Annotated in this window: 16 protein-coding genes; 11 read left to right on the top strand and 5 right to left on the bottom strand. The window is 69.6% G+C overall.

Going from position 1 to position 17,600, the window contains the following annotated elements:
• The first annotated feature begins 117 nt into the window (after window positions 1-117).
• Together OG371_RS24570 and OG371_RS24565 are read left to right on the top strand one after the other, a co-directional pair.
• A complete protein-coding gene (locus OG371_RS24570) occupies window positions 118-1,572 on the top strand; it encodes a neutral zinc metallopeptidase (protein WP_329057416.1) in 1,455 nt (484 codons plus the stop codon).
• 75 nt (window positions 1,573-1,647) lie between these two features.
• Window positions 1,648-1,830 carry a hypothetical protein gene (locus tag OG371_RS24565; protein ID WP_329057414.1) on the top strand — a complete coding sequence of 61 codons (183 nt, stop codon included), beginning with the start codon at window positions 1,648-1,650 and terminating at the stop codon, window positions 1,828-1,830.
• Window positions 1,831-1,896: 66 nt separating this feature from the next.
• On the opposite strand, the gene OG371_RS24560 is transcribed toward OG371_RS24565, so the two are convergent.
• A complete protein-coding gene (locus OG371_RS24560) occupies window positions 1,897-2,862 on the bottom strand; it encodes a tetratricopeptide repeat protein (RefSeq protein WP_329057413.1) in 966 nt (321 codons plus the stop codon).
• A gap of 135 nt (window positions 2,863-2,997) precedes the next feature.
• Here OG371_RS24560 and OG371_RS24555 point away from each other — a divergent pair, with 135 nt between their 5' ends.
• The 3 genes from OG371_RS24555 to OG371_RS24545 all read left to right on the top strand — a co-directional run bounded on the left by OG371_RS24555 (window position 2,998) and on the right by OG371_RS24545 (window position 4,756).
• Window positions 2,998-3,387 (top strand): hypothetical protein, encoded by a 390-nt coding sequence (locus OG371_RS24555; protein WP_329057412.1) that lies wholly within the window; start codon window positions 2,998-3,000, stop codon window positions 3,385-3,387.
• Window positions 3,388-3,473: 86 nt separating this feature from the next.
• Window positions 3,474-4,031, top strand: coding sequence for a type IV toxin-antitoxin system AbiEi family antitoxin domain-containing protein (locus tag OG371_RS24550; RefSeq protein ID WP_329057411.1), 558 nt, complete (start codon window positions 3,474-3,476; stop codon window positions 4,029-4,031).
• Entirely contained in the window at window positions 4,028-4,756 is a 729-nt protein-coding gene (locus tag OG371_RS24545; protein WP_329057410.1) for a nucleotidyl transferase AbiEii/AbiGii toxin family protein, read from the top strand. The genes OG371_RS24550 and OG371_RS24545 overlap by 4 nt, the downstream gene beginning before the upstream one ends.
• 137 nt (window positions 4,757-4,893) lie before the next feature.
• Here OG371_RS24545 and OG371_RS24540 read toward each other — a convergent pair whose 3' ends face one another.
• Entirely contained in the window at window positions 4,894-5,199 is a 306-nt protein-coding gene (locus tag OG371_RS24540) for a thiamine-binding protein (RefSeq protein WP_329057409.1), read from the bottom strand.
• 90 nt (window positions 5,200-5,289) lie between these two features.
• On the opposite strand from OG371_RS24540, the gene OG371_RS24535 reads away from it, so the two are divergent.
• Entirely contained in the window at window positions 5,290-5,790 is a 501-nt protein-coding gene (locus OG371_RS24535) for a MarR family winged helix-turn-helix transcriptional regulator (RefSeq protein ID WP_091622103.1), read from the top strand.
• Window positions 5,791-5,854: 64 nt separating this feature from the next.
• On the opposite strand, the gene OG371_RS24530 is transcribed toward OG371_RS24535, so the two are convergent.
• The 3 genes from OG371_RS24530 to OG371_RS24520 all read right to left on the bottom strand — a co-directional run bounded on the left by OG371_RS24530 (window position 5,855) and on the right by OG371_RS24520 (window position 12,198).
• Entirely contained in the window at window positions 5,855-6,226 is a 372-nt protein-coding gene (locus OG371_RS24530) for a DUF3817 domain-containing protein (protein WP_329057408.1), read from the bottom strand.
• Between the two features lie 302 nt (window positions 6,227-6,528).
• Window positions 6,529-8,919: a GH92 family glycosyl hydrolase gene (locus tag OG371_RS24525; protein ID WP_329057407.1), complete on the bottom strand. Its 2,391-nt coding sequence runs from the start codon at window positions 8,917-8,919 to the stop codon at window positions 6,529-6,531.
• A gap of 90 nt (window positions 8,920-9,009) precedes the next feature.
• Window positions 9,010-12,198, bottom strand: coding sequence for a GH92 family glycosyl hydrolase (locus OG371_RS24520; RefSeq protein ID WP_329057406.1), 3,189 nt, complete (start codon window positions 12,196-12,198; stop codon window positions 9,010-9,012).
• Between the two features lie 390 nt (window positions 12,199-12,588).
• Between OG371_RS24520 and OG371_RS24515 the strand changes: the two genes are divergently transcribed.
• The 5 genes from OG371_RS24515 (at window position 12,589) to OG371_RS24495 (ending at window position 17,521) form a co-directional block, all read left to right on the top strand.
• Complete coding sequence (locus OG371_RS24515; protein WP_328607104.1) at window positions 12,589-13,572, top strand: LacI family DNA-binding transcriptional regulator; 984 nt, start codon at window positions 12,589-12,591, stop codon at window positions 13,570-13,572.
• Window positions 13,569-14,603, top strand: a complete 1,035-nt coding sequence (locus OG371_RS24510) for a class I mannose-6-phosphate isomerase (RefSeq protein WP_329057404.1) — start codon at window positions 13,569-13,571, stop codon at window positions 14,601-14,603. Before OG371_RS24515 ends, OG371_RS24510 begins: the two co-directional genes overlap by 4 nt.
• Before the next feature lie 4 nt (window positions 14,604-14,607).
• On the top strand, window positions 14,608-15,372 hold the full coding sequence (locus tag OG371_RS24505; RefSeq protein ID WP_091622117.1) for an ATP-binding cassette domain-containing protein: 765 nt from the start codon (window positions 14,608-14,610) through the stop codon (window positions 15,370-15,372).
• Window positions 15,373-15,442: 70 nt separating this feature from the next.
• The gene (locus OG371_RS24500) at window positions 15,443-16,492 is read left to right on the top strand and encodes an ABC transporter permease (protein WP_329057402.1); all 1,050 of its coding nucleotides are present in this window, start codon (window positions 15,443-15,445) and stop codon (window positions 16,490-16,492) included.
• 30 nt (window positions 16,493-16,522) lie between these two features.
• Entirely contained in the window at window positions 16,523-17,521 is a 999-nt protein-coding gene (locus tag OG371_RS24495; protein ID WP_329057401.1) for an ABC transporter substrate-binding protein, read from the top strand.
• The last annotated feature ends 79 nt before the right edge of the window (window positions 17,522-17,600 follow it).

Below are 17,600 nucleotides of genomic sequence, written 5' to 3'. Positions count from 1 at the left end.
GGACTGTGATCCGCGCGGCTTCGGGGATAACGCGCGCATCCGGCGTACCCGCTTAGTAGGGTCCTGCCTGGCCGTTGTCGACCCGGTCCGGTGGGCCGAAGAGTGGAACGAGTGAAGATGAGCCAAGGGGGAGGCCGGGCGCTGGTCGCGCTCGCGCTGGTGGCGGCGCTCGGCGTGGCCGCGTGCGGCAACGGGTCTTCCGGGCCGGTGACGGCCGGGGCGGGCAACGTCGCGGGCCTGCCGGTGACGCACTTCGAGAGCGGCCTCAAGTCGGGCGCGCCCACGCCGGGGCTGGACGTCAAGAACGCCGACGGCGGCCAGGACGACCAGCTCGCCACGGCCGCGATCGCCGACGTGGAGGCGTACTGGGGCGCCACCCTGCCCGCGGACTTCGGCGGCCTGAACTTCAAGCCCGTCACGTCGCTGCTGTCCTACGACTCGAACTCTGACACCGAGAACACCGCCTGCGGCAGCGTCAAGAAGCTGGTGAACGCCTTCTACTGCGCGGAGGACGACTCGGTGGCGTGGGACCGCGGCGTGCTGCTGCCGATGCTGCGCCAGCGCTTCGGGCCGATGTCGGTGGTCACTGTGCTGGCGCACGAGTTCGGCCACGCGATCCAGTACCGGCTCGGCGACAAGGCGGGCATCACCAAGAGCACCCCGACCGTCGTGAAGGAGCAGCAGGCGGACTGCTTCGCCGGCGGCTACTTCCGCTGGGTGGCCGAGGGGAAGAGCAAGTTCTACCAGGTGTCCACCGCCGAGGGCCTCGACCAGGTGATGGCCGCGATGTTCTTCATCCGCGACCAGGCGGGCACCAGCGCCACCGACCGGCAGGCGCACGGCACGGCGTTCGACCGCACCTTCGCCTTCCAGTCCGGGTTCGAAAAGGGCCCGACCGAGTGCGCCGGGATGAACACGCAGAACGTGCAGGCCCGGCTCACCGAGCGGCCGTTCGACCAGAAGGACACCGGCAAGGGCGACGCGAAGCTCAACAGCAGCACCCTGAAGCTGCTCAAGGAAAGCCTCGACACGGCGTTCAAGGGCGCCGGCGTGGTCGCGCCGGAGATCGTGCCGGGCAACGGCAGCTGCTCGGGCGGCCCGAGCACGCCGCCCGCCTCGTACTGCCCGGCCGACAACACCGTGAACATCGACCTGAACCGGCTCACCCAGCTGGCCCAGCCGTCCGACCCGCAGGCCGAACAGGCCGGCAAGGACAGCGGCGGCCTCGGCGACTTCGCGGCGTTCGCCGAAGTGGCCTCGCGTTACGCGATGGGGATTCAGAAGGGTGTCGGCGCTTCGCTGGACAACGCGAACGCGGGGCTGCGGACCACCTGCCTGGTGGGCGCCTGGGCGAAATTCGCCAGCCAGAAGCAGGCTGACGCGGCCCCGGGACCGCAGCTGCGGCTGTCCGCCGGCGACCTCGACGAGGCCATCGCCGAGGTGCTGCGCCAGGGCAGCGTGATCACGACGGACGTCAACGGCACCGCCCCGGCCGTCGGGTTCGACCGGATCCAGGCGATGCAGAGCGGCTACCTCCAGGGCTCGTCCTCGTGCTCGCAGAAGTACCCGTGACGCTGCTCCCCCGGACCGCCGAAAAGCAGTTGACCGGGCCGCGTTCAGAATTGCCCGGCTCGGGGGATTTTCGTTGTGGGCAAACGCGGTGCGCCCTGGGTCGCCTGCACCTACGGCGGGAACCTGCCGGGGACGGACACCGTCGGCGACCGGTTCCACGTCACGAACCGCGACGGCAACGGCGGCTGCTGCTACGGCACGGACACGCACAATGGCGTGTCCGGCTGGATCAGCGTCGATTTCCTGACCCTGGGCTGAGCCGGGAATGCCAAAAGCCCCCATCCGCGAGTGCCTGCGGCTGGGGGCTTTTGCCGGTGAAACGGCTCAGAACAAGGCGCTCGCCAGGTTGCGGCGGGCCTTCATGACCCGCTCGTCGGCCGGGTCGAACAGCTCGAACAGCGCGACCAGGTGCTCGCGGACGCGGTTGCGCTCGTCGCCGGCCGTGCGGCGGACCGTGTCGACGAGGCGGGTGAAGGCGGCGTCCACGTCCTGCTCGGCGATGTCCAGGTCCGCGGCGGCGAGCTGGGCGTCGAGGTCCGCGGGGTCGGCGTCGGCCTTCGCGCGGGCGTCCGGGTCGGCCGCTTCGGCGCGGGCGGTGAACTTGACCTGGGCCAGCGCGTTCTTGGCCAGCTCGTTGGCGGGTTCGGCGTCGAGGATGCGCTCGTAGGCGGCCTGCGCGGCGGCGAAGTCACCCTGCTCGAAGGCGTCCTCGGCCTCGGTGAACCGCGGGTCCTCCGGCTCCTCGGCCGGGCCGCCGTTCTCCTGCTCCGCGGCGCTGATGCCGGGCAGGCGGTCGCGCAGCGCGTCCAGCAGGGCGTTCAGCCACTTGCGGATCTCGGGCTCCGGCAGGGCGCCGGAGAACGCGTCCACGGGCTGGCCGCCGCCGATCGCGACGACGGTCGGGATCGACTGCGCGCCGAACAGCTGCGCGATGCGCGGGTTCGCGTCCACGTCGACCTTCGCCAGCACCCAGGCGCCGCCGGCCTCGGCGGCCAGGCGCTCCAGCACCGGGCTGAGCTGCTTGCACGGGCCGCACCACTCGGCCCACAGGTCCACCACGACGAGCTGGTTCAGCGAGCGCTCGACGACCTCGGCCTGGAAGGTGGCCTCGGTGACGTCGAAGACCGCGCCGGACGGCGGGCTGCTCGCCGGGGGTGCGCCCGCGGGCGGTGCCGGGGGCTGGTTCCGGGACGATTCGGCCCGGGCCTTGAGCGCGGACAGGTCGACCGCGCCGGACAGTGCGGCGGACATCGCCGCCGAGTTCGCTGCAGATCCGCGTGGGTGTGTCACCCTTCCATCCTGGCACGTCCGCCCCCGGCATTTCACCGCCGGTGCCCGCCCCGGCCCGGCACGGCGCACCCGGCTCGGGCAAGCTCAGGCGGGAACGGGCGGGAGGTGGCGGCGGACGTGATGAGCCGGCGAAGGATGACGGTGACCCTGGCGGTCGCCGCGGTGGTCGTGTGGATGGGGACGGTCACCATCCTCATCGCCCGCCAGCCCGACCCCGGTGCCCCCTCCCCCGCCGCCCTGCGCGACGGACTGGCCTCCGCCCTGACCGCCCACGACGCCGACGCGCTGGGCGGCCTGCTGAACTACCCGGGCTCGGGCGCCTCGGACTTCGCCGACAACTACGTGGCTGTGCTGAACGACCAGGGTGTGCGGGATGTCGCTGTGCACCTGCTGCCGGACGATCGGTCGCCGACCATCGCCGTGGTCACCGGGGTGGCCGGGCGGGGCCAGGCGTTCAGCTACCGGCTGGCGGTGACGCAGGAGGAAGGCCGCTGGACGGTGGCGTTCACGCCGCCGCTGCCTTGACCGGGCTTACGCACACAGCTTGGAACGAACTGTCGTCAGGCACTCTTACGTGTAGACGTTTTGTTCCATGGGCGGAGGTGACTGCGATGGCGACGGTGACACCGGGCACGGCCAACCGTCTCGGCCTGTCGCGCAGCGGGCTGTACCGCGCCGCACGGGAAGGACAGCTGGACCGCATCGCACGCGGGATCTACCTGCCGGCGGACGCTGCCGCAGCGGACTGGGATTGGACCGAGGCGGCAATCCGGCGCCCGAAGGCGACGATCTGCCTGACCTCGGCACTGGCCCACCATGATCTGACCGACACGATCCCGGCCGCGTTGGACATCGCGATCCCCCGGGGGTCTCGCATCCCTGCCGGAAACCCGTCGATCGCGTGGCACTCCTTCGACCGGGCCACCTTCGAACTCGGCCGCGACGAGATCCCCATCCCCGGCACCGAGTCGACCATCGGGCTCTACTCCCCCGAACGGTCGATCGCCGACGCCTTCCGCCTCCGCGGTGAGATCGGCTACGAACTCGCCCGGGACGCCTTGAAGGAGTGGCTGCGCCGCGGCGGCAAACCCGCACGCCTGATCAAGCTCGCCACCACCCTGCCCAGGGCCAAGACCCCGATCCTCACCGCGCTGGACGCACTCGCATGAACACCGGCACCACGACCTTCAAGCAGATCCAGGCCGCCGCACGTTCGACCGCGGCAAAGACCGGACGCGCCGTCCCGACGCAGGAGTACCTGACCCGGCACGTCCTCGAATCGTTCCTCGACCGCCTCACCCGCACGCCCCATGCCGAGGACTTCGTGCTCAAAGGCGGCATCCTGCTCGCCGCCTACGGGGTGCGCCGCCCCACCAAGGACGTCGACGCGAACGCCGTCACCGCCGAGGTCTCGACCGCGCACCTCAGCACTGTGGTGCGCGACATCGCCGCCGTCGACGCCCCGGACGGCGTGGTCTTCGACGTCGACACGATCACCGTGCAGGAGATCCGCGAGCAAGCCGACTATCCCGGCTACCGAGTGCGAGTGAAGGCCGCGATCGGGCCTTGGCAGGGTGTCGCAGCCTGGGACGTGTCCACCGGCGACCCGATCGTCCCCGCTCCACGACCCGTACGAGTCGGGCGGGTGCTCGGGGAGCCGATCGAGCTACTCGGCTACGCGCCGGAGACGGCCATCGCGGAAAAAGGCGTCACCATCCTCGAGCGCGGCATCACCAGCACCCGATGGCGCGATTACATCGACATCGTCCAACTCGCCCGGCACGGCGTCGACACTGACGAGATTCTCCGCTCCGCCCACCTGGCCGGCTACGGCAACGTCGGACAGGCCAAATGGGCCGCATGGCGTCGCAAAGAAGGGCTCGACATGATCTGAAGAAGAGCTCCTCGACAACCAGGCGGCACTCGTCGCGGCGATTCTCGATCCCGTCTTTCGCGCCGGGTCCAGCACGGACTGACCCGCGGAGCCCCGATCAACGTCGGACAGGCGTGGCTTTCAGAGAGCGAGTCCGCTCAGTCTTCCTGCAGGTGTGCCTCGATCCGCTCGACCTTCGCCGTCAGCTGGCCAGAGTCGTAGCCGGGGCGGAGGTCGGCTTTGAGGACCAGGCCGACGCGGGCCGAGCCTTCGCCCGCGGCCTCGACGGCCTGCTTCACCACGGCCATGCACTCGTCCCAGGTGCCTTCGATGTTCGTGAACATCGCGTTGGTCGAGTTGGGCAGGCCGCTGTCGCGGACCACCTTCACGGCGCGGGAAACCGCCTCGCTGACACCGCCGTCCGGGTCGCCGCCCGAGGGGCTCACGCTGAACGCGACGATCATGTCCGGGTCCCTTCAGTTGCTATATCGGTCAACAGCCGCCGAGCAGGTCGAGCGTCACGTTCGGAGTACTCGCTGGTAATTTCGCGTGTCATGAACCGTCCGTTGCCGTTCGACCCGATCGCCCGCGCGGCCGAGCTCTGGGAGGACCGGATCGGCCCGGCCGGAACCATGGCCGCGGTCACCGGTGTGATGCGGGTGCAACAGATCATCCAGTCCGCGGTGGACGGCGCGCTCAAGCCGCACGGCCTCACCTTCGCCCGCTACGAGGCGCTTGTGCTGCTCACCTTCGCCCGCACCGCCAGCCTGCCGATGCGGGTGATGGGTGAACGGCTGCAGCTGCACCCCACCAGCGTCACCAACATAGTCGACCGGCTGGAGCGCGACGGCCTCGTCAAGCGCGTGCCGCACCCCACCGACCGCCGCACCACGCTGGTGGAGATCACCGACGACGGGCGACGGCGGCGCGAAGCCGCGACCGAAGCCGTCACCTCGATCGACTTCGGCCTCAGCGGGCTGACCGAGCGCCAGGTCGAGCAGCTCACCGAGCTGCTGACCAAGGTCCGCAAGTCCTCCGGCGACTTCACCGAATAAAAGACTCGTGAGTGTTTATGACGGTTCTAACCGTCATAAACACTCACGAGTCAGGAAGAGCTGATCAGGCGGCCGCGGTCTCCACCACGCGCGGCTCGAACAGGCCGACGCCGCCGTGGGTCAGGCGCTCCGGGCCGTCGAGGCGGCCGTTGCGCAGGGCCCACTTCTCGAACAGCCAGGTGAACAGCGGCGGGACGCTGGACAGCAGCGCGAGCACCAGCGTCTTGGGGCGCCACCCGAGCGGCTTCGCCACGGAGAGGGAGACCAGCAGGTACAGGACGAAGATCACGCCGTGCACCATGCCGATGACGGGCACGCCGCCCTCACCGGAGGAGTGCACCACGTACTTGAGAAACATCCCGATCAGCAACGCGGCCCAGGACAGGGCTTCGGCGACTGCGGCCACGCGGAACACGAGAGCGGCCTTGCTGGACACGACTTCCTCCTGTGCGTCACACGGGTGCGTGCTGCCTGCACACACAAAAACGTCCGAGAAGCACTGTCCAAGACGGACGGACCCGCTTGGCGTCAACAGCACTGTCGGACGTGTATGAGACCAGTGTGAGGCGTGACCGCCCTCACCGGAACACCGGGGGCCGTGATCGTGCTCACGAAAGCGGTCCATTGTGGTCTGGACCACTGCGAGGAATCCTGGTGAAATGCCGGAAAAACCGTGAAGGCCCCTTCCCGATCCTGCATGGTGGGAAAGAGCCTTCACGGATTGTCTTCAGCCGGACACTAACCGGCACAAGGCGACGCCGGAGCCGACGAGGGTGACGTTGCCCACGTCGCCTTCGCCGCGTCCGCCGTCAGCGAGAAGTCCAGAGTCGTGCCACGGCGGAGTTGCTCGACGCTGACGTACGACTTGTCGCTCGGGCGGGAGCCCACCTTCAGGCCCTGCACGTATTGCAGCTTCGCGCCGTCCGCGCCGCCGGCGTTGATCGTGACCGAGCGGCCGTTCTCAAGATGCAGGACGGACTTGGCGAACCGCGGCGCGTTCAGCACGAAATTGCCGGTGCCCGGAACGGCCGGGTAAAGGCCCAGCGCGCTGAACACGTACCAGGCGGACATGGTGCCGAGGTCGTCGTTCCCGGTGACGCCGTTGGGCGCGTTGGTGAACAGCGTGTGCGCCGCGCGCACCACCGCGGAGGTCTTCCACGGCTGCCCGGTGAGCGTGTACATCCACGGCGAGTGCAGGTCGGGCTCGTTGTTCGGGTTGTAGCGGAACTGGTTGTAGTAGCTGTACGGGCCCACCACCCAGTCCTTGCGGACGGTCCCGGCCGGGTCCTTCACCAGGTTGTCGTAGGAGAAGAAGTCGTCCAGGCGCTTGCCGACGTTCGCCGCCCCGCCCATCTTCTGCTCCAAGCCGGGCACGTCCTGCTGCACCAGCCACTGGTACTGCCACGCCGTGCCTTCGTGGAAGCCGTCCTGGCTCTGCGGGCTGTACGGGCCATCGGCCGGGGTGAACCAGGCGCCGCCGGTGACCTTCGGGCGGAAGAAGCCGGTGAAGCCGCGGTCGGTCACGCTCGGGTCCCAGAGCGTGGAGTACGTACGCCCCTTCGCCGCCAGCGCCGCCGCGTCCTGCTTCTTGCCCAGCGCCGCCGCCATCACCGACAACGAGCAGTCGCCGAGGGCGTACTCGAGAGTGGCCGAAGCGCCGTGGTTCGGGTCGGTGTCCTGGCCCTTCTTCGGGAAGTCGGTCTGGTACTGGACGAAGCCGTCGGCCTGGTAGCTCGCGTTGCCCGAGCGCCCCTGGAACGGCGAGGACGCCGGCGGGATCTCCCGCGAATTCTGCAGGAGTGCTTGGTACGCCTGCACTTCCTCGCCGCTCAACGCGCCGAAGCGCCACAGGTCCACCAGGAACGGCGTGACCGGGTCGCCGGTCATCGTGTTCGTCTCCTGGCTCGCGTACGCCCACCGCGGCAGCCAGCCGCCCTGGTCGTGGATGGCGAGGATGCTCTTCGCGATGTCACGGGCCCGGTCGGGTTTCAGCAGCGCGAGCAGCTGGTTCTGCGAGCGGTAGGTGTCCCACAGGGAGAAGAAGTCGTAGTACGTCCAGCCGATCGCCCGGTGGACCTTCTTGTCGAAGCCGTAGTACCGCCCGTCCGCGTCGCTCGCGGTTAGCGGCTGCAGGAACGAGTGGTACAGCGAGGTGTAGAACACTGTGCGGTCGTCGGTCGTGCCGCCACTGATGTCCACACTGGACAGTTCCTTGCGCCAGGCGCTCTGCGCGTCGGCCTTCACCGCGTCGAACGGCCGCACCCTCGACGCCGCCAGGTTCACGTCGGCGCCGTGGGCGTCCACCTGCGAAATCGAGGTGGTGGCGGTGATCTGGCCGCCCTTCGGGAAGGTCAGCCACGCGCCGCGCAGGCCCGCGCCGCCCGCGGACTCCTTGCTGCCCGGGGTGCCGCCGGTCGGCGACCAGGTGCCGTAACCGGTGAACGGCTGGTCGTACTTGGTGGTGAAGTACGTGGTGTAGGACTTGCCGCCGCAGAAGGCCTGCGACTCCACGGTGCCGGTGACGGTGTGGTCGTCGATCACCCGCACGCTGCTCCCGGTCACCGGCTCCTTGGCGTTCGCCTGCCCGACGTTCACGAACACGTTGGCAGGACCGGACTTGTCGAAGGTGTAGCGCTCGACGCCGCTGCGGGTGGCGGCCGTGGTCTCCACGTCGACGCCGCCGTAGCCGGTCAGGTGCACCTTGTAGTAGCCGGGCTTCCCGACCTCGCCTTCGTGGGTGTACGGCGCGGCGTAGTTCGTGTAGTCGAAGGTGCCGGGCTTGCTCGTGTCGAAGGCGGCGCCCGGCCCGACGTCGCCGGTGGTGGGCAGCGTCGACACCAGCCCGCCCTGCTCCCAGCAGCCCGCGCCGGACAGCAGGAAGTGGCCGAACCCGCGGATCGCGGTGTCCGTGTAGAGATAACCCGCGTAATGCGTCGTCATGGGGCTGACCTGGGTCATGCCGAACGGCGCGGACGCACCGGGGAAGGTGTTGCCCTCGTCCTGTGTGCCGATGAACGTGTTGACGGCGTCGAGCGGGTCACCGCCCGGGCGCGCGCCGGCGGGTGCGGGCGACAACGCGGCCGCGACGACAGCGAGCGCGACCGCGCCCGCCAGGACTCTGCTCCTCATTGAGCTTCCTTACTGGTGAAAGGCCGTCAAGGCCTCCTTACCCGCGTCCGACGCGAGTAAGGAGGCCTTGACGGCTCTGGGCTTGAGAGATCAGCCGATGCCGATGGCGAACACGTGCAGCACGCCGCCGGTGACGTTGGACGGCAACGTCACGCTGGCCACCGCCTTACCGGCGTCGAGGGTGATCGGCGCGGCGCCGAACACCATCGTGCCGATCTGCTGCGGGTCGCCGCCCGAAGCGTTGCGGTACGGCGTGGTCAGCACGATCCGGTTGCCGAACGCCGGCTGCGCGCCGCCACCGCCGAGCGTCCAGTCCGACATCCCGATGGTCGCGGTGGACTTGCTGCCGTCGGTGTAGGTGATGGTGAGCGTGCCCTGCGCGTTGCCGTCGGCGCCCGCGCCCAGCAGGGAAAGCCGGGTGCCGGTGCCGGTCACGTTCACCGTCTGGCCGTTGGCGATCGCGTTGTCGGGCTCGCCGGTGGCGAACGACGGCCAGGTGAACTTGATGCCGTCACTGGTCACCGTGCTGCCCGGCTTGGCGCCGGCCGCGGCCAGCGCGTCGGCCGAGTAGCTCCAGCCGCCGCCGTCGAAGTTGGCCGCCGACGAGTCGGAGTCCGGTGAGATGCCGGTGTTGTCGACCGTGGCGAGCCAGCTGTTCGGTTGCGCCACCAGCACGGTCAGCACCGCTTGCGTGCTGGCCAGGCCCGGCGCCGAGAACGTCACCGGGATCTTCCGCGAGCCGTCGGAGGTGCCGGGCGGCACGGTGACGGTGAACGCGGCGTGCGCCTTGCCGCCGGCGGGAACCGCGACGCTGCCGGTGGCCGGCGAGACGGTGATCCCGTCCACCGAACCGGCGGTGTACGTCCACGTCTTCGCGGTGCCGGACAGGTCCTGCACCCCGGCCGAGGCCGCGATGCTCGAACCGGCCGGCGTCACCACGCGCGCCGGGTCCACAAAGGACAGGCTCGGCTTCTCCTGGTCGCGGAACGACGGCGGCGCCTCGGAAGCGGCGCTGCCCCACGCGGTCGCGGTGGCCGAACGCGTGTAGTCCAGCGTGCCCCCGGAGGAGATGAGGCCCTCCGGCAGCCACGCGTCGGCCTCGGGCGAACCGTTGACCTTGAGGCTGCCCACGTAGTCACCGGTGCCCGGCGCGTTGACGGTGATCTTCTTGCCCGCGCCCGTGGTGAGCACGGAGTGGGCGAACCGCGGCGTGGTGAGCAGCGTTTCGGCGCGGCCCGGGATCTCCGGGTACAGGCCGAGCGCCGACCAGACGTACCAGGCCGACATCTGCCCGAGGTCGTCGTTGCCGATCAGGCCCTCGGGACGGGGGTTGTACAGCTCGTCCATCGACCGGTGCACGATCGACTGGGTCTTGGCCGGGGCGCCGGCGAACGAGTAGACGAACGGCGCGTTGGAGTTCGGCTCGTTGCCCATGAACGCGTACGGCTTCTGGGTGCCCGCGTTCAGCTCGGTGAAGAAAGTGTCCAATCGCGACTGCACGGCGGTGTTGCCGCCGAACGCCGTGACCAGGCCGCCGAGGTCGTAGGGCACCATCCAGTCGTACTGCGCGCCGTTGCCCTCGACCCAGCCCTGCGAGCTGGCGGGGTCGAAGCTGCCGGAGAACGAGCCGTCCGCGTTGCGCGGCTGCAGGTGCCCGGTGCCCGGGTTGTAGAGATTCTGCCAGTTCTGCGCCCGCTTCATGAACGTGGTGTACGTGGCGCTGTCGCCGAGCCGCTTGGCGAACTGGGCGATGGAGAAGTCGGCGCTGGTGTACTCGAGGGTGTCCGCGCCGGCGCCCGGCACGTAGCCGAGCTTCTGGTACGCGTCCAGGCCCGGCCGCTCGGTGTAGCCCTGCGTCGGCTGGGTCGCGCCCTTGATCATGAGCAGCAACGCCTTCTGGGCGTCGAAGTCACGCGCCCCGAAGGCGTACGCGCTGGAGACGATGATGTGGTACGGGTCGCCGTTCATCACGCCGGTGTAGTCGTTGGCCACGGTCCAGCGGTCCCAGGCGCCGCCCTGTTCGGCGTACGCCATCATCGAGCGGACGATGTCCGAGGTCTGCTTCGGGTCGATCGTCGCCAGCAGCGGGATCTCCGAGCGGTAGATGTCCCAGCCGGAGAAGTTCGTGTACATCGCGTGGCCCTTGTCGGCCTTGTGGATGCGCCCGTCGAAGCCGGGGTAGCTGCCGTCCACATCGGAGAACACGTTCGGCTGGATCAGCGAGTGGTACAGCGAGGAGTAGAACGTGGTCATGTCCGCGTCCGAGCCGCCGCTCACGGCGACCTTGCCGAACTGGTCGTTCCACGCCTGACGGGTCGCCGCGGCCACCTGGTCGAACGACTTCTTGCCGTTGTTCTCGGCCTTGAGGTTCGCGTTCGCCCCGTCTACCGACACGAACGACAGGCCGACCTGGGCGTTCACCTGCGCGCCGTTGAGGTTGGCGAAGGTGACGTAGCCGCCGCTGCCGGGGCCGCTGACCGTGGTGTCCTGGGTCTTCTCCTTGGCCGGGCGCGCGATCGCGGCGTCCACGCCGTTCGGCAGAGCCACCTTGGCCTTCGCGCCGCCGGTCTCGGCGGTCTTGTTCGGCGTCACCGCGCCGTTCTTCCAGGTGCCGACCGAGGCGAACGGGGTGTCGAACTTCGCCGAGAAGTACACCCGGTAGCTGTTCTTCGCGCCGCAGAACCGGCCGCTGGTCGCCCAGCCGCTGATCGTGTCCTTGCCGATGCTGATCGACGCGTCGTCGGTGCCGTTGACCGAGCCGGAGGTGTTCACCAGCAGGGTGGACGAGGCGCCGGCCGGGTAGGTCAGGCGCGCGGAGCCGGTGCGCTGGGTCGCGCTCAGCTCGACCTTCGCACCGCTGTCCAGCTTCACGTCGTACTCGCCGGCCGTGGCGTGCTCGTTGGCGTGCGAGAACGTCGAGGTGTAGTGGCCGGGGTCGGTCGCCGGGGACGTGCTCACCTCACCCACGTACGGGATGAACGGGATGTCCTCGTAACTCGAGCAGCCCGCGCCGGAAAGGTGCGTGAGGCTGAACCCGGTGAGGGCGTTGTCGTCGTAGAAGTAGCCGCCCGGCTGGGATTTCACCGTGTCCGGGCTCCACTGCACCATGCCGAACGGCGCCACCGCGCCGGGGAAGGTGTTGCCGGCGCCACCGCCGGTCCCCTGGTCCGCACCACCCGGCCGGGTCCCGACGAACGGGTTCACCCATTTCGCCAGGTCCTGTGCAGTCTGTGCCGCCGGGCCGTTCGCCGCCGCGAGGGCGGGCGCGGCCGGGGCCATCGCCGCCACCACCGCCGTGGTCAGGAAGATAAGTCCGGCTCTCCAGCGCGCTCGCGCCATATCGCCATCGCCTCTCCAGTTGTCGGCGCGACACGCTCGCCCACCCGTGTCCAGGCATGGATGACAACCTTGTCGCGCACACCGTCGATGCGGGCAACCTTGGGCAATGGCTCACGAGAACGTCAAGTCCGGGGTGGGAGTCTGTCCGGTTCAGGACAGACTGATCAGCCATCTGCCGCACGACGTTCGGCGGGTGAATTCCGGTCACCGCGGCACGGGGATTGACATACCCCCGCCGCGTGGTGTGCAATCTGCGCCACTATGACAACGTTGTCTCCTCACGGCCGGGAAGCGGACGGGCTCCCCCGCCCGGCGAGCAGACGGGCCACCATGAGCGACGTGGCCCGGCTGGCGGGCGTCAGCATCAAAACGGTGTCGCGGGTCGTCAACGACGAGCCCGCGGTGCATCCGGACACCGCCGAGCGGGTGGTCGCGGCCATCGAGCAGCTCGGCTTCCGGCGCAACCTCGGCGCGCGCAACCTGCGCCGCGGTTCCACGACCGGCACCATCGGCCTGATCGTCGAGGACGTCGGCAACCCCTTCTACTCGGAGCTGAACCGCGCGGTCGAGCGGATCGCGACCTCGTTCGGCCGCCAGGTGCTCACCGGCTCGTCGGAGGAGAACTCCGACCGCGAGCGCGAGCTGGCCCTGGAGTTCTGTGCGCGCCGCGTGGACGGCATCCTCGTCGTCCCCGCCGGCATGCAGCACGGCTACCTGGTGCCGGAGATGCGCGCGGGCACGCCCGTGGTGTTCCTCGACCGGCCGGCCGGCGACATCGTGGCCGACACCGTGCTGCTGGACAACCTCGGCGGCGCCATCGAAGCGGTCACCCACCTGGCCGTGCACGGCCACCGCCGGATCGCCTTCCTCGGCGACAGCCCGGACATCTTCACCGCGGCCGAGCGCCTGCGCGGGTTCCGGGAAGGCTGTGTCCGCAACGGAATCTCCTACGACGAGAGCCTGGTCGTGATGACCACGCCGACGCCGGAGACCGTCGGGCACGCCGTGCGGAGCCTGCTCACCGGCCCCGGCGCCGCCACCGCGGTGATCGCCGGCAACAACCGGGTGGCGGTCCACCTGCTGCGCGCGCTGGCCCACGCGCCGCACCGGCTCGCCATGGTCAGCTTCGACGACTTCGAGCTGGCGGATCTGCTGGACCCGCCCGTCACGGTCGTCGCGCACGACGTCAGTGCCCTCGGACACGCGGGGGCGGAACTGCTCTTCGCCCGCGTGCAGGGGGATCAGTCCGCACCCAGAAAGGTAATCCTGCCAGTGCATCTTGTCGCCCGCGGTTCCGGTGAGGTTGCCCCGTGAGTGAGCGCCTCCAGCCCATCCGGCTCCCGGCCAACCAGCCGCCGCAGTTCTACCGCGGCGGCGACGCCATCGCCGCCCTGCGCGGCGTCGGCTCCGAAACCAAGTTCGGCCCGGAGGACTGGGTCGGGTCCGTCACCACGATGTTCGGCCAGGACACCACCGGCCTGACCCGGCTGCCCGACGGCGGCTGGCTGCGGGACGCCGTGCGCGAGAACCCGGCCGCGTGGCTCGGCGCCAAGCACGTGGCGGTGCTCGGCGACTCCACCGGCCTGCTGGTGAAGCTGCTCGACGCCGGGCAGCGGCTGCCGGTGCACTTCCACCCGTCGGACGCGTTCGCCCAGCAGCACTTCGACTCGCACTTCGGCAAGACCGAGGCGTGGATCGTGGTCGGGACGTACGGCGACGACCCGCGGGTGTACCCGGGCTTCAAGGAGACGGTGAGCAAGGAGACCGTCTCCGAGTGGACCCGCGAGCAGGACGCGCCGAGCATGCTGGGCGCGCTCAACAGCGTCGGGGTCCAGGCCGGCGACACGGTGTACATCCCTTCGGGCCTGCCGCACGCGATCGGCGAGGGCGTGTTCGTGGTCGAGCTCCAGCAGCCCACGGACTTCTCGCTGACCCTGGAGTGGCGGGACTTCCTGGCCTCGCCGGAGAAGGGCCACCTCGGCATCGGCTTCGACACCGCGATCGAAACGCTGGACACCTCCGGCTGGGACGAGGAGCGGCTGAAGTCCATCGTCAAGCACACCGCGGCGGACACTTCGTCCACTGTGGACCTGCTGGCGGCCGGCTCGGACGAGTTCTTCCGCGCGGACCGGCTCCAGGTGAGCGGTGCGCCCCTGGCGCTGGACCCGTCGTTCGCCGTGCTCGTGGTGCTCGACGGCGCCGGCACGCTGCGCACGGAGCACGGCGGCGAGCACCCGCTGGCCAAGGGCGACACGTACGTGGTCCCGTACGACTCCGGCCAGGCCGAGGTGACCGGGAACCTGACCGTGATCCGCTGCCGTCCCCCGCTGCCCGAGAAGAGGTAGGCCGATGAGCGAGATCCTGCTCGACGCAGTCAACCTCACCAAGCACTACGGCTCGGTCGAGGCCCTGCGCGGCGCCTCCTTCCAGGCCCGCGCGGGTGAGGTCACGGCGCTGATCGGCGACAACGGCGCCGGGAAGTCGACCCTGGTGAAGTGCCTGTCCGGCGCCGAACAGCCGTCGTCGGGCCAGATCCTGCTCGACGGCGCCGAAGTGCACTTCGACACCCCCACCACCGCGCGGCGCCTCGGCATCGAGACGGTGTACCAGGACCTCGCGGTCGCGCCGGAGCTCGACCCGGCCGCGAACCTGTTCCTGGGCCGGGAAATCCACCGCAAAGGCTTCCTCGGCAAGCTCGGCATGCTGGACAAGCCGGAGATGCGGCGGCAGGCGGTCGAGGAGTTCAAGCGCCTCGGCGTGACGCTGCAGAGCACCGACGTGCCGATCGGCTCGCTGTCCGGCGGGCAGCGCCAGAGTGTCGCGGTGGCGCGCTCGGTGGTGTGGGCGTCGAAGGTCGTGTTCATGGACGAGCCGACCGCCGCGCTCGGCGTGGTGCAGCGCGAGCGCGTGCTGGACGTGATCAAGAAGGTGCGCGACAAGGGCATCGCCGTGGTGCTGATCAGCCACAACATGCCCGAGGTCCTGTCGGTCTCGGACCGGATCGAGGTGCTGCGCCTCGGCAAGCGCGTCGCCCGGTTCGTCGGCTCGGACACGAAGCTGGAAGACCTCGTCGCGGCGATGACCGGCGCGTTGGTACAGGAGGAGGCAGCGTGAGCACACAATCGCGACAGCCCGCTCGCGCTGCCGACCGGGTGCGGGTGTCCCGCAAAACACAGGAGGCGGCGTGACCGCACCACCCAAGGACCCCGAAATCCAGACCACTGTGGACGGTGGGTTCGGCAAGGTGCCGCTGGGCAAGCGGCTGGTCGGAGCGAACACGTTCTGGATCGCGCTGGTGCTGGTGGCGCTGATCATCGTGTTCACCGCGATCGCGCCGAACGAGTTCGCCACGCTGTTCACCTTCCAGACGCTGCTGATCGAGACGTCCGTGCTGCTGGTGCTCTCGGTCGGCATGACGTTCGTGATCATCACCTCCGGCATCGACCTGTCCGTGGGCTCGGTGCTGATCTTCGCCGGCATGGTGGCCGGCAAGACCATGGAGGCGCTCAGCGGCGGCGACGCGTCGAACGCCGGCTGGGGCGTGATCACCGTCGGGCTGGTCGCGGCCGTGGTCGCGGGCACGATCTGGGGCCTGATCAACGGGTTCCTGATCGCGGTGGCGAACATCCCGCCGCTGATCGTCACGCTCGGCACGATGGGCGCGGCGCTCGGCGCGGCGTACCTGCTCAACGGCGGGTCCGACGTGCGCAGCGTACCCACCACGCTGAACAAGACGCTGGGTTACGGCACCTCGTTCGGCGGAGTGCCGAACCTGGTGCTGGTGGCCGTGGTGATCACGCTGATCGGCGCGTGGCTGCTCCACACCACCAAGTTCGGCCGCTACACCTTCGCCGTCGGCTCCAACGCCGAAGCCGCGCGGCGCTCCGGGATCGGCGTCACCGCGCACCTGCTGAAGGTGTACACGCTGACCGGTTTCCTGGCCGGGATCGCCGGTTTCCTCTCGCTGGCCTACTACGCGTCGACCACGATCTCGGCGCACACCACGGACAACCTGAACGCCATCGCCGCCACGGTGATGGGCGGCACCAGCCTGTTCGGCGGCGTCGGCTCGGTGCTGGGCACGGTGATCGGCGTGTTCATCCCGGCGGTGCTGAAGAAGGGCTTCAACATCACGCACGTCCAGGACTTCTGGCAGATGATCGCGGTCGGCGCGGTGCTGATCGCGGCCGTCTGGTTCGACCAGCGACGCCGTCGCAACCGCAACTCCCGCTGACTCCCCCCGAGTACGAAGAGGTGCTTGAAGATGAAGCTGAGCAAGACCCTGATCACCGCCGGCGCGCTCGCCTCGGCCGCCTCGCTGCTGGCTGCCTGCGGCCAGGGCCAGGTGGGCCAGAGCGGTGGCTCCGGCGGCACGTCGAACACGGCGAACAGCAAGAAGCTCGCGCTGGTGCCGGGAGTGCAGGCCGAGCCGTTCTACATCTCGATGCAGTGCGCGGCGCAGGACGAGGCCAAGAAGCTGGGCTACGACCTGACCACCCAGGCGCCGCAGATGTTCGACGCGGCCATGCAGACCACGATCGTCAACGCGCTGGGCTCCAACCCGCCGGCCGCCCTGCTCGTCACCCCGACCGACGACAAGGCGATGCTCGCGCCGATCCAGCAGGTGAAGAACCGCGGCACGAAGATCGTCGAGGTGGACACCTCGCTGCAGGACAAGAGCGTCGCGGTTTCGTCCATCTCCTCGGACAACACCGAGGGCGGCAAGATGGCCGCGCAGACGCTGGCGAAGCTGGCCGGCGGCAAGAGCGGCTCGGTGCTGATCCTCGACACCATCGCGGGCACCTCGACCACGGCCGCGCGCGCCAAGGGCTTCGAGGACGAGCTGAAGAACACCCCGAACCTCAAGTCGGCGGGCATCCAGTTCACCCAGAACGAGCCCGACCAGGCCGCCGCCAAGGTCACCGCGGCGCTGGCCTCGACGCCGGACCTGATCGGCATCTTCGCCACCAACCTCAACACCGGTGAGGGCGCGGCGACCGGCCTGCGCAACGCGGGCAAGATCGGCCAGGTCAACCTGATCGGCTTCGACGCCAGCCCGTCCGAAGTGGACGGCCTGCGCAAGGGCGAGTACCAGGGCCTGATCGCCCAGGACCCGGCCTCGATCGGCGTCCAGGGCGTCGACCAGGCGGTGGCCTCGCTGGAGGGCAAGACGGTGACCCGCAACCTCACCGCGCAGCTGCACTCCATCACCAAGGCCGACATGGACGCGAACTCGCAGTACTTCTACAAGCAGAAGTGCTGACCCCGAGCCAGTAGCCGCGAAGGGGACTTTCCCACCGGGAAGGTCCCCTTCGTCGTGTCCGGCGCCGTGAAAGTCCCCT

Source organism: Amycolatopsis sp. NBC_01480 (assembly GCF_036227205.1).
Classification (GTDB): Bacteria; Actinomycetota; Actinomycetes; order Mycobacteriales; family Pseudonocardiaceae; genus Amycolatopsis.
This window is presented reverse-complemented; position numbering and strand designations above follow the sequence as displayed.

Excerpts from the sequence above, each read along its gene's own strand:
- OG371_RS24570 (WP_329057416.1), top strand. The coding sequence starts at position 118 with ATGAGCCAAGGGGGAGGCCGGGCGCTGGTCGCGCTCGCGCTGGTGGCG.
- OG371_RS24555 (WP_329057412.1), top strand. The coding sequence starts at position 2,998 with ATGACGGTGACCCTGGCGGTCGCCGCGGTGGTCGTGTGGATGGGGACG.
- OG371_RS24550 (WP_329057411.1), top strand. The coding sequence starts at position 3,474 with ATGGCGACGGTGACACCGGGCACGGCCAACCGTCTCGGCCTGTCGCGC.
- OG371_RS24545 (WP_329057410.1), top strand. The coding sequence starts at position 4,028 with ATGAACACCGGCACCACGACCTTCAAGCAGATCCAGGCCGCCGCACGT.
- OG371_RS24540 (WP_329057409.1), bottom strand. The coding sequence starts at position 5,199 with ATGATCGTCGCGTTCAGCGTGAGCCCCTCGGGCGGCGACCCGGACGGC.
- OG371_RS24535 (WP_091622103.1), top strand. The coding sequence starts at position 5,290 with ATGAACCGTCCGTTGCCGTTCGACCCGATCGCCCGCGCGGCCGAGCTC.
- OG371_RS24525 (WP_329057407.1), bottom strand. The coding sequence starts at position 8,919 with ATGAGGAGCAGAGTCCTGGCGGGCGCGGTCGCGCTCGCTGTCGTCGCG.
- OG371_RS24520 (WP_329057406.1), bottom strand. The coding sequence starts at position 12,198 with ATGGCCCCGGCCGCGCCCGCCCTCGCGGCGGCGAACGGCCCGGCGGCA.
- OG371_RS24515 (WP_328607104.1), top strand. The coding sequence starts at position 12,589 with ATGAGCGACGTGGCCCGGCTGGCGGGCGTCAGCATCAAAACGGTGTCG.
- OG371_RS24505 (WP_091622117.1), top strand. The coding sequence starts at position 14,608 with ATGAGCGAGATCCTGCTCGACGCAGTCAACCTCACCAAGCACTACGGC.
- OG371_RS24495 (WP_329057401.1), top strand. The coding sequence starts at position 16,523 with ATGAAGCTGAGCAAGACCCTGATCACCGCCGGCGCGCTCGCCTCGGCC.